Annotated in this window: 7 protein-coding genes and 1 other RNA gene; 6 read left to right on the forward strand and 2 right to left on the reverse strand. The window is 66.1% G+C overall.

Annotation, left to right across the window (positions count from 1 at the left end; all coding sequences use genetic code 11):
• Positions 1-46: 46 nt before the first annotated feature.
• Positions 47-2,719 carry a two-component system response regulator gene (locus tag V7778_RS19915; protein ID WP_335558441.1) on the reverse strand — a complete coding sequence of 891 codons (2,673 nt, stop codon included), beginning with the start codon at positions 2,717-2,719 and terminating at the stop codon, positions 47-49.
• 348 nt (positions 2,720-3,067) lie between these two features.
• Between V7778_RS19915 and ribBA the strand changes: the two genes are divergently transcribed.
• From ribBA to nusB, 3 genes are read left to right on the forward strand one after another with little or no spacing between them, the layout of a single operon-like run.
• A complete protein-coding gene (gene ribBA / locus V7778_RS19920; RefSeq protein ID WP_335558442.1) occupies positions 3,068-4,177 on the forward strand; it encodes a bifunctional 3,4-dihydroxy-2-butanone-4-phosphate synthase/GTP cyclohydrolase II in 1,110 nt (369 codons plus the stop codon).
• Positions 4,178-4,230: 53 nt separating this feature from the next.
• Positions 4,231-4,710 (forward strand): 6,7-dimethyl-8-ribityllumazine synthase, encoded by a 480-nt coding sequence (gene ribH / locus V7778_RS19925; RefSeq protein WP_335558444.1) that lies wholly within the window; start codon positions 4,231-4,233, stop codon positions 4,708-4,710.
• A gap of 19 nt (positions 4,711-4,729) precedes the next feature.
• On the forward strand, positions 4,730-5,200 hold the full coding sequence (gene nusB, locus V7778_RS19930; RefSeq protein ID WP_335558446.1) for a transcription antitermination factor NusB: 471 nt from the start codon (positions 4,730-4,732) through the stop codon (positions 5,198-5,200).
• A gap of 344 nt (positions 5,201-5,544) precedes the next feature.
• Here nusB and V7778_RS19935 read toward each other — a convergent pair whose 3' ends face one another.
• Positions 5,545-6,408, reverse strand: a complete 864-nt coding sequence (locus V7778_RS19935) for a transglycosylase SLT domain-containing protein (protein WP_335558448.1) — start codon at positions 6,406-6,408, stop codon at positions 5,545-5,547.
• 514 nt (positions 6,409-6,922) lie between these two features.
• Here V7778_RS19935 and ubiD point away from each other — a divergent pair.
• The 3 genes from ubiD to dnaX form a co-directional block, all read left to right on the forward strand.
• On the forward strand, positions 6,923-8,407 hold the full coding sequence (gene ubiD / locus V7778_RS19940; RefSeq protein WP_335558450.1) for a 4-hydroxy-3-polyprenylbenzoate decarboxylase: 1,485 nt from the start codon (positions 6,923-6,925) through the stop codon (positions 8,405-8,407).
• 206 nt (positions 8,408-8,613) lie between these two features.
• An RNA gene (ffs, locus tag V7778_RS19945) (signal recognition particle sRNA small type) lies at positions 8,614-8,712 on the forward strand.
• A gap of 149 nt (positions 8,713-8,861) precedes the next feature.
• Positions 8,862-9,999, forward strand: a 1,138-nt coding sequence (dnaX, locus tag V7778_RS19950) for a DNA polymerase III subunit gamma/tau (RefSeq protein ID WP_335558452.1), incomplete at its 3' end; no start/stop codon positions are given.

Below are 9,999 nucleotides of genomic sequence, written 5' to 3' on the forward strand. Positions count from 1 at the left end.
AACCCGGCGCGGCGTGCGGGCCGCCGCGCATGCAAGCGGGGCGGGCTCACCTGGCGACGCGGCCCAGGGCCAGCAGCTCGGCCATCTCCACGGCGGCCACCGGGCGGCTGTACAGGTAGCCCTGGAAGACGTCGCAGCCGATGGCGCCGAGGAAGTCGCGCTGGCCGATGGTTTCCACGCCTTCGGCCACCACCGCCAGCGACAGGCCCTGGGCCAGGGCGATGGTGGCCTGGGCGATGGCGGCGCTGCGCTGTTCGGTCGTGATGTTGCGGACAAAGGCCTGGTCGATCTTGAGCTTGTCGAGCGGGAAGCGCGACAGGTAGCCGAGCGAGGAGTAGCCGGTGCCGAAGTCGTCCAGCGAGAGCGACACGCCCATCGCGCGCAACTCCGTCATCTGGGCTTCGGCTGCGCCGGATTCTCCCAGCATCACGCTTTCGGTCAGCTCCACCTCGAGCCAGCGCGCCGCCAGGCCGCTGTCCTCGAGCGCGGCCCGCACCACCGTGGCGACGGTGCCGGCCTTGAACTGGCTGGCCGAGACGTTGACCGCGACCCGCACCGGCGCCAGGCCGGCGTTTTGCCAGGCCTTGCTCTGGAAGCAGGCCTGGCGGATCACCCATTCGCCGATCGGCAGGATCAGGCCGGTGTCCTCGGCCAGCGGAATGAAGTCGGCCGGCGAGATCTGGCCGATCTCGTCGCTGCGCCAGCGCAGCAGGGCTTCCATGCCGACCACGCGGCCATCCAGGCGCGAGATCTGCGGCTGGTAGTGCAGGGCCAGTTCGTCGCGCTCGATGGCGCGCCGCAAGCGCGTCTCGAGCGCCAGCCAGCGCAGGGCCTCGGCGTTCATCTCGCCCTTGAAGAAGCGGAAGCCGTTGCGGCCGGACTGCTTCATGCTGCCCAGGGCGGCGTCGGCGGCCTTGAGCAGGTCGCCCGGCGCGCTGCCGTCGCGCGGATAGATACTGATCCCGACGCTGCCGGTGACCACCACGTCGTGCCCGCCCACCGTGTGCGGCTGGGCGATGGCGTCGATCAGGCGCCGTGCGCAGTAGATGATGGCGTCGGTGTCCTCGCAGCCGTTCACCACCATCACGAATTCGTCGCCCGACAGCCGCGCCACCGTGTCGGTCGGCCCGGCCACCTCGCTGGCGCGGCGCGCCACTTCGCGCAGCACGGCGTCGCCGGCCGCGTGCCCCAGGCTGTCGTTGATGCGCGAGAGGCGGTCGACATTGAACAGCAGGAGCGCCACCTGGCCGCCGCCCTGGCGCGCCGCCGCCAGCGCCTGCTGCAGGCGGTCGTTGAACAGCGAGCGGTTGGGCAGCAGGGTCAGGGCGTCGTGGTTCGACAGGAAGTCGAGCTGGTGGTGGGCGGCCTTGAGGGCCGACATGTCGGTCGAGACCGAGACATAGGCGGTCAGCTTGCCCTTGTCGTTGCGCACCGCGCTGATGCTGGCGCGTTCGGGGTAGATCTCGCCGTTCTTGCGGCGGTTCCACAGCTCGCCGCGCCATTGCCCGTCCTTTTCGAGGCAGGACCACATCGCCCTGTAGAAATCGTCGTCGTGACGCCCGGAGCGCAGGACGCGCGGGTTCTGTCCCATCACCTCGGCCTCGGTGAAGCCGGTGATCTGCTCGAAGGCGGGATTGACGGCCACGATGTTGGCGTTCGCGTCCGTCATCATGATCGCTTCCTGGGTGCTGTCGAACACCTGGCGCGCCAGTTCGAGCCGGTGCTTGCTCTCGCGCAGGGCGGCGTCCGCCTCGGCGCGCGCGATCGCTTCCAGCTGCAGCTGGGCGGCATGGCGCTGGACCACGTCGTAGAGGTTCAGGTTTTCGTAGGCGACCGCCAACTGCGCGGCCAGCGCGGTGGCCCAGCGCTCTTCCTCGTCCGAGAAGGCCTCGGCGCTGGAGCGGCGGCCGCAATACAGCCAGCCGTGCGGATGCTGCAGGTCGTGCACCTGCAGGCCGAGCAGGTGGCCCAGCGGAGGATGGCTGGCGGGCATGCTGGCAAGCAGGGGATCTCCCTCCGAGAGGCGCAGCGGGGCGCGCGCGCGCAGCAGGGCGCCAGGCAGGCGGGTATCGTCCAGGGCCGCGTCGCGCAGCAGCGCACCGTCGACGCCATAGGTTTCCAGGTGGCGTACGCTGCGCTCGGTGCTCTCCAGCAAGCAAAGGGCGACCACGTCGGCATCCAGCACGCGGCGCGCGGCGTCGAGAAAGGCCGCCGCCAGGGCCTCGACGCGGCGCTCGCCGACCAGGGCCAGGCACATGCGTTCCAGTTCGGACAGGCGCGCGCACAAATCGAAGGGCAAGTCGCGGTCGCGCGCGCCGTCATCGGGCAGGGGCGGGGCTGGCGCGCCCTCGAGCACGCCCAGTTCGGCATTGACCGCCTCCAGGATCTGATGGGCGTCAGCCGGTTTGCTCAGCACCGTGGACACGCCGCAGCGCGCGGCCATCGCCACCGTCTCGTGTTCGGCATACACGGCGGAAAAGAAGATCACCCGGGTCGCGGCCAGGCCGGGATCGGCGCGCACCTGCTGGACGAACTCGTAGCCGTCCATGGTCGGCATCAGGATGTCGGTAATGATCAGGTCGGGACGTTCGGCGCGCGTCAGCGCCAGGGCCTGGGCGCCGTCTTCCGCTTCCAGCAGCCGGTGGCCGGTGAAACCGAGCAGGGCGCCGAGGAAGGCGCGGTTGCTCGGCCGATCGTCGACGATCAGGATGGTGGCCATCAGCACCGCCTTCCGGTGAAGACGGTCGACTTTTCGCTGCAAGGTGGAACTACCTGCATGGCAACTCCGTCAGGAAGCGGCCGCGTGTGCATACACGGGCGGCTGCGATGTCTTTATCATAATCGAGTCGAGCGTAGACACGCTAGGATGTTGCGCGCGAAAATGTAAAGCTTAACAATTTACCGCTGGCACAGCTTGTGTTGTTGCTAGAATGCAACGACGATGCTGTTTTGGCCACGCTGGCGCCGCCGGCCGGCTGGGCCTCCCGAAGGGAGAGCCGGTTAAAAGCCTGCAAATCCTTTAAAATAGCGGATTACGCATAACCATCCCCCGATTCAAGGAATCCGCATGTCTATCTCCAGCACCGAGGAAATCGTTGCCGAACTTCGCGCCGGCCGCATGGTCATTCTGGTCGACGAAGAGGACCGCGAAAACGAAGGCGACCTGGTGCTCGCCGCCGATTTCGTGACGCCCGAAGCGATCAACTTCATGATCCGCCACGCCAGGGGCCTGGTGTGCCTGACCTTGACCGAGGAGCGCTGCGACGAGCTGGCGCTGCCGATGATGACCTCGAAGAACGGCACCTCGTTCGGGACCAATTTCACGGTGTCGATCGAAGCGGCCGAAGGCGTCACCACCGGCATCTCGGCGGCCGACCGCGCGCGCACCATCCAGGTGGCCGTCAACAAGGGCACCACCCCGGACGACCTGGTGCAGCCGGGTCACATCTTCCCGCTGCGTGCCCAGAAGGGCGGCGTCCTGATGCGCGCCGGCCATACCGAAGCGGGCTGCGACCTGACCGCGATGGCGGGTCTGACCCCGGCCTCGGTGATCTGCGAGATCATCAAGGAAGACGGCACCATGGCGCGCCTGCCGGACCTGATCGAGTTCGCGCACGAGCACAAGCTGAAGATCGGCACCATCGCCGACCTGATCCACTACCGCAGCCAGAACGAATGCCTGGTCGAGCGCGTCGCCGAGCGCAAGCTCTCGACCGAGCACGGCGAGTTCACCCTGGTCGCCTTCCGCGACAGCCCGAGCGGCGCGGCCCACCTGGCGCTGGTGCACGGCGAGCAGTCGCCCGACCAGGAAGCCCTGGTGCGCGTGCACCAGCCGGTGTCGCTGCTGGACCTGCTGGAAAACCGTTCGTCCACCCACTCGTGGGACATGGCCTCGGCCATGCGCACCATCCAGGCCAGCGAGCGCGGCGTGATCGTGCTGCTGAACTGCGGCGAGACCGCCGAGCAGCTGTTCACCCAGTTCGCGCCGCCTGAAACCAAGGGCCGTGCGAATGCGCGCGCGGCCTCGATGGACCTGCGCACCTACGGCATCGGCGCCCAGATCCTGCGCGCCCTCGGCGTGGGCAAGATGCAGCTGCTGGCCAATCCGCGCAAGATGCCTTCGATGACCGGCTTCGACCTGGAAGTCACCGGCTACCTGCCGTGCCCTGCCGCCTGAGGCTTGCGTTACCATATCCCTAATATATATACACAGACAAGAAGAGGTCAGCCATGACGGTAGGAACTTATGAAAGCAATCTGGCGGGCGACGGCCTGCGCATCGGGATCGTGCAGGCCCGCTTCAACGCCGACATCGGCCACGGCCTGCTGTCGTCCTGCCTGGCCGAGCTGAAGCGCCTGGGCGTGGCCGACGAGGACATCCTGCACGTGACCGTGCCGGGCGCGCTCGAAGTGCCGCTGGCCCTGCAGAAGATGGCCGAGACCCAGCAGTTCGATGCGCTGATCGCGCTGGGCGCGGTGATCCGCGGCGAGACCTACCACTTCGAGCTGGTGGCGAACGAATCGGGCGCGGGCATCACCCGCATCGGCCTGGACTACGGCATGCCGATCGCGAACGCGATCCTGACCACCGAGAACGATGAGCAGGCGGAAGTCCGCATGGCCGAGAAGGGCGCCGACGCGGCGCGCGTGGCGGTCGAGATGTCGAACCTGCTGATCGGCCTGGAAGAGCTGTCGGCCGAAGAAGAGTAAATAGAGAAGGTTGAGAGAAATGACTGACAAGAGCATGCACGCCAACCCCAGCAAGAACCGCACGCCGCGCCACCGCGCGCGCGAGTTCGCGCTGCAGGGCCTGTACCAGTGGCTGCTGAACAATGAGCCGGCGCGCACCGTCGCCACCAACATCCGCGGCGCCCACGGCTTCGACAAGGCGGACGGCGAGTTCTTCGCCGACCTGCTGAACGGCGCGATCGGCACCTCGGTCGAGCTGCGCGAGCGCATTGCCCCGCTGATCGACCGCCAGCTGACCGAGCTGTCGCCGATCGAGCACGCGGTGCTGCTGCTGGGCGCCTACGAACTGAAGAACCATCCGGAGACTCCCTACCGCGTCGTGATCAACGAGGCGGTGGAACTGACCAAGTCCTTCGGCGGCATCGACGGCCACAAATACGTCAACGGCGTGCTGGACAAGCTGGCCTCGAACCTGCGTCCGGACGAAGTGGGGGCGGACGGGAAGCGCTGATCGCTTCGACGCTCTATATATATAGAAGCCACCGTGCGGGAGCCGGTGGCTTTTTTTGTGCTGTGAGGAGGCGATCGATTTTGCTCGCAGCTTTTGAGCGTCATTCCCTCCACTGGAGGGAATGACTCCCCGCGCAGGCGGGGACCCAAGTTTGCGTGCAGCCCGTTAGCCCTGATTAGACCGCGGTGGAATGCGACGAACTTGGGCCCCCGCCTGCGCGGGGATGACGGATTGGGGCAGCGGGCCGCACGCAGGGCAGGATGGTTTGCGAACGTAGCGCCACAAACCACCCACCCATAAAAAAACCACCGCCGCAGCGGTGGTCATGAGGAGTCCGGTACAGCTTACAGCCCGGCGATCACTTCCGCCGCCGGCGCTTCGGCCGGGGCCGGCGTGGCGGCCGGGGCGTCTGCCGGCTTGGCGGCCGGTTCGGCCGGCTTGCTGACCACGATCGCCGCGGGCGGGGCCGGCGGGGTGAAGGTCGGCACCTTGTGGCCCTTGGCCACCTGCTTCAGGCGGCGGTATTCCGCCAGCACCTTGGAGCCATAGCCCGAATCGCTTTCCATGTCGGCCGCGCCCACATAGGTCTTCAGGCCGCCTTCCACCGAGCCGGTGCGTTTCACGTAGTCCTTCAGGATCAGGGCGCCGACACGGATGTTGGCGACCGGATTCAGCGCGGCCTGCTGGCCGCCCACTTCGGCAAACTTGTCATGGTGTACCTTGGCCATGACCTGCATCAAGCCCTTGGCGCCCACCGGGCTTTCCGCGAACGGATTCAGGCCCGACTCGATCGCCATCACGGCCAGGATCAGCAGCGGATCCAGCTTGACCTCGTGCGCCGTCATGTAGGCGGTCGAGACCAGCATGTTGGCCGCGTCGCTGGCGACGCGGTAGCGCTTCGACAGCCAGTTGGTCACCCATTGCTGCTGCTTGGAGCTGCCCAGGGTAGGGTGCGCCTCGTGGGTCGTTTCCTCGGCCACGGCTTCGGCGACGGTAATCGCGGTCGGGGCGGCCGGTGCGGCAGCCACGATGGCCGGCTGCGGATGCAGCAGTTGCGAGACGCGCTTGGCGACGTTCTCGTTGGTGTACAGCAGTGCGAGCGCGGCAATTGCCGTGAGACCGCAGATGGTCAGTGTGTATTGTGCGGTGGTCAAGAGACCACGGGCCGCTTTGCTCACGGAAGCCCACGTGATTGGCTGGTTAGCCATGGATTGGACGAGCCGTGCGCTCGCGATGAAACGATGCATCATCGAATCTCCCTTTTGTCGCGGCAAAAACGATCCCGCCGGAGCGCAAAGGCGCTTCGTTTGGACGTACGTTGCCGTGCATCAGAAATATCGTCTGTCGCCGCCTTGCGGTGGACTGACGCCGTCATTGCTTTGCTTAAGCTGGTATGGCCAGGGCGGCAGGGACCAGTGGCTCAACAACTGTTTCGGGGGGCTGGGCAGACGCCCAATGAAAACACTCCTTAAAATGTCATGTGGGGCCCCGACCCCGTGAATGCATGAGAACAGCTAAAATGATGTCAAAAAGACGTGCCTGCCTCATCAAGTAGGGTGGATTGTAGGGGCGAGCTTATATCAAGTCAACCCTAGCACGCTCCGCCTTTATTACTTTTAGGTCTGATTTCCAAGGGTCAATCTTGAAAATGCTCAGCAATTCAAGGACTTGGCCGAGACCCTTCACCCACCAAATGCAGTTGAAAAAACGATCAAATACTTGATGAAATATACAGACTTACGGGATTTCATGGCCCAGTTGGACAGCATGGGCGAACTCAAGCGTGTCGGAATCCCGGTGTCGCCCCACCTCGAAATGACCGAGGTCTGCGACCGTACCCTGCGCGCCGGCGGCCCGGCGCTCCTGTTCACCCAGCCCACCGGCCACGCCATCCCGGTCCTCGGCAACCTGTTCGGCACCCCGCGCCGCGTGGCCCTGGGCATGGGCGCGGACGACGTGGGCGAGCTGCGCCGCATCGGCCACGTGCTGGCGCGCCTGAAGGAGCCGGAGCCGCCCAAGGGCTTCAAGGACATCCTGGGCCTGGGTTCCCTCGTCAAGGCGGTCTGGGACATGGCGCCCAAGGAAGTGCGCGGCGCCCCTTGCCAGGAAATCGTCTGGGAAGGGCAGGACGTCGACCTCGGCAAGCTGCCGATCCAGCACTGCTGGCCGGGCGACATCGCCCCCCTGATCACCTGGGGCCTGGTGATCACCAAGGGCCCGAACAAGAAGCGCCAGAACCTGGGCATCTACCGCCAGCAGGTGCTGGGGCCGAACAAGGTCATCATGCGCTGGCTGGCCCACCGCGGCGGCGCGCTCGACTTCCGCGAGCACGCGCTGGCCAACCCGGGCCAGCCTTACCCGATCGCGGTGGCGCTGGGCGCCGATCCGGCCACCATCCTGGGCGCGGTGACGCCGGTGCCGGACAGCCTGTCCGAATACCAGTTCGCCGGACTGCTGCGCGGCAGCCGCACGACCCTGGTGAAAGCCATCGGGAGCGAGCTGCGCGTGCCGGCCTCCGCGGAGATCGTGCTGGAAGGGCATATCTACCCGGACGCCAGTCACCCGTCCGGCTTCGAGCACGCGCTCGAAGGGCCGTATGGCGACCACACCGGCTATTACAACGAGCAGGACAGCTTCCCGGTGTTCACGATCGACCGCATCACCATGCGCCGCGATCCGGTCTATCACTCCACCTACACCGGCAAGCCGCCCGACGAGCCGGCGGTGCTGGGCGTGGCCCTGAACGAGGTTTTCATCCCGCTGCTGCAGAAGCAGTTCAGCGAGATCACCGACTTCTACCTGCCGCCGGAAGGCTGCAGCTACCGCATGGCCGTGGTGCAGATGAAGAAGCAGTACGCCGGCCACGCCAAGCGCGTGATGTTCGGCGTGTGGAGCTTCCTGCGGCAGTTCATGTATACCAAGTTCATCGTGGTGGTGGACGAGGACGTCGACGTGCGCGACTGGAAGGAAGTGATCTGGGCCATCACCACCCGGGTCGACCCTACCCGCGACACGGTCCTGGTCGACAACACCCCGATCGACTACCTCGACTTCGCTTCGCCGATCAGCGGCCTGGGCAGCAAGATGGGGATCGACGCGACCAACAAGTGGCCGGGCGAGACCACTCGGGAGTGGGGGACGCCGATCGTCATGGACGACGGGGTCAAGCGGAAGGTCGACGAGATCTGGCAGCAGCTGGGTATCTAATAGCAGCCTGCGGCTGGTCGTATTTAGTCAGACTCGAGACCGTCACCGCGACGAAGGCCGGGGCCCAAGTTCGTTGTGCTGTGGTGACGCGTGCAACTTGGGTCCCGGCCTTCGCCGGGACGACGGTTTTGAGGCAAACTGAAACGTATCAGCCGGCGTTTTTCCGCCGTTTCCCAAACAAGGGGCGGTGAGGTATAATGGCTGCTGGCGGGCCCCTGCGCATTGTGGCATGGTTTACCTGGTCAGGTCGGGAACGAAGCAGCCAAAGCCGTTCACCGCAAGTGCCGCAGATCAGGCTCGCCTCTTATCTTCCCTCCTGTTTTTCCTTCCCTGGTAGTGATCCGTCCGGCAGCGGCGCCTGGCCGTGCATGCGCTTCGTCCCGTCGCGCACCAATGCTTGACGGCATGACCTCAGATTGTTCGCGGCAACGCCCATCTGCGGTAAAATCCCGGCATGTCCTATCAAGTCCTCGCCCGCAAATACCGTCCCAAGAACTTCGAAACGCTGGTCGGCCAGGAGCACGTCGTTCGTGCGCTGAGCCATGCGTTGAGGACCGGCCGCCTGCACCACGCCTACTTGTTCACCGGCACTCGCGGGGTCGGCAAGACCACGCTGTCGCGCATCCTGGCCAAGTCGCTGAACTGCATCGGCCCGGACGGGCAGGGCGGCATCACGGCCGAACCCTGCGGGCAGTGCGAAGCCTGCCGCGCGATCGACGCCGGCCGCTTCGTCGACTATATAGAGATGGACGCGGCGTCCAACCGCGGCGTCGACGAGATGGCCCAGCTGCTCGAGCAGGCGGTCTACGCGCCGAGCAATGCGCGCTTCAAGGTCTACATGATCGACGAGGTGCACATGCTGACCAACCACGCGTTCAATGCGATGCTCAAGACGCTCGAGGAACCCCCGCCGCATGTCAAGTTCATCCTCGCCACCACCGACCCGCAGAAGATCCCGGTGACGGTGCTGTCGCGCTGCCTGCAGTTCAACCTCAAGCAGATGCCCCCGGGGCACATCGTCGGCCACCTGGAAAACATCCTGGGCCAGGAAGGCGTGAGCTTCGAACAGCCCGCGCTGCGCCTGCTGGCGCAGGGCGCCCACGGTTCGATGCGCGACGCGCTGTCGCTGACCGACCAGGCGATCGCCTATGCCGCCGGCCAGGTGACCCTGGACGCCGTGCAGGGCATGCTGGGCGCGCTCGACCAGTCCTACCTGGTGCGCCTGCTGGACGCGTTGGCGGCCCAGGATGGCGCCGACCTGATGGCGGTGGCCGACGAGATGGCCAGCCGCAGCCTGTCGTACAACGGCGCGCTCCAGGACCTCGGCACCCTGCTGCACCGGATCGCCCTGGCCCAGAGCGTGCCGGCGGCCGTGCCGCAAGACCTGCCGGAACTGGCCGACATCCTGCGCCTGGCCGGCGAATTCGACGCCCAGGAAGTGCAGCTGTATTACCAGATCGCCGTGCACGGCCGTAACGAGATCGGCCTGGCGCCGGACGAGTACGCCGGCTTCACGATGACCCTGCTGCGCATGCTTGCCTTTCGTCCCGGACAGGGCGGGGCGGAAGCCCCGGCAGTCGCCACGCCCGTAG

Origin of the sequence: Massilia sp. DD77 (assembly GCF_036961685.1) — a bacterium.
Taxonomy (GTDB): domain Bacteria; phylum Pseudomonadota; class Gammaproteobacteria; order Burkholderiales; family Burkholderiaceae_D; genus Telluria.

Excerpts from the sequence above, each read along its gene's own strand:
- V7778_RS19915 (WP_335558441.1), bottom strand. The coding sequence starts at position 2,719 with ATGGCCACCATCCTGATCGTCGACGATCGGCCGAGCAACCGCGCCTTC.
- ribBA (WP_335558442.1), top strand. The coding sequence starts at position 3,068 with ATGTCTATCTCCAGCACCGAGGAAATCGTTGCCGAACTTCGCGCCGGC.
- ribH (WP_335558444.1), top strand. The coding sequence starts at position 4,231 with ATGACGGTAGGAACTTATGAAAGCAATCTGGCGGGCGACGGCCTGCGC.
- nusB (WP_335558446.1), top strand. The coding sequence starts at position 4,730 with ATGACTGACAAGAGCATGCACGCCAACCCCAGCAAGAACCGCACGCCG.
- V7778_RS19935 (WP_335558448.1), bottom strand. The coding sequence starts at position 6,408 with ATGGCTAACCAGCCAATCACGTGGGCTTCCGTGAGCAAAGCGGCCCGT.
- ubiD (WP_335558450.1), top strand. The coding sequence starts at position 6,923 with ATGAAATATACAGACTTACGGGATTTCATGGCCCAGTTGGACAGCATG.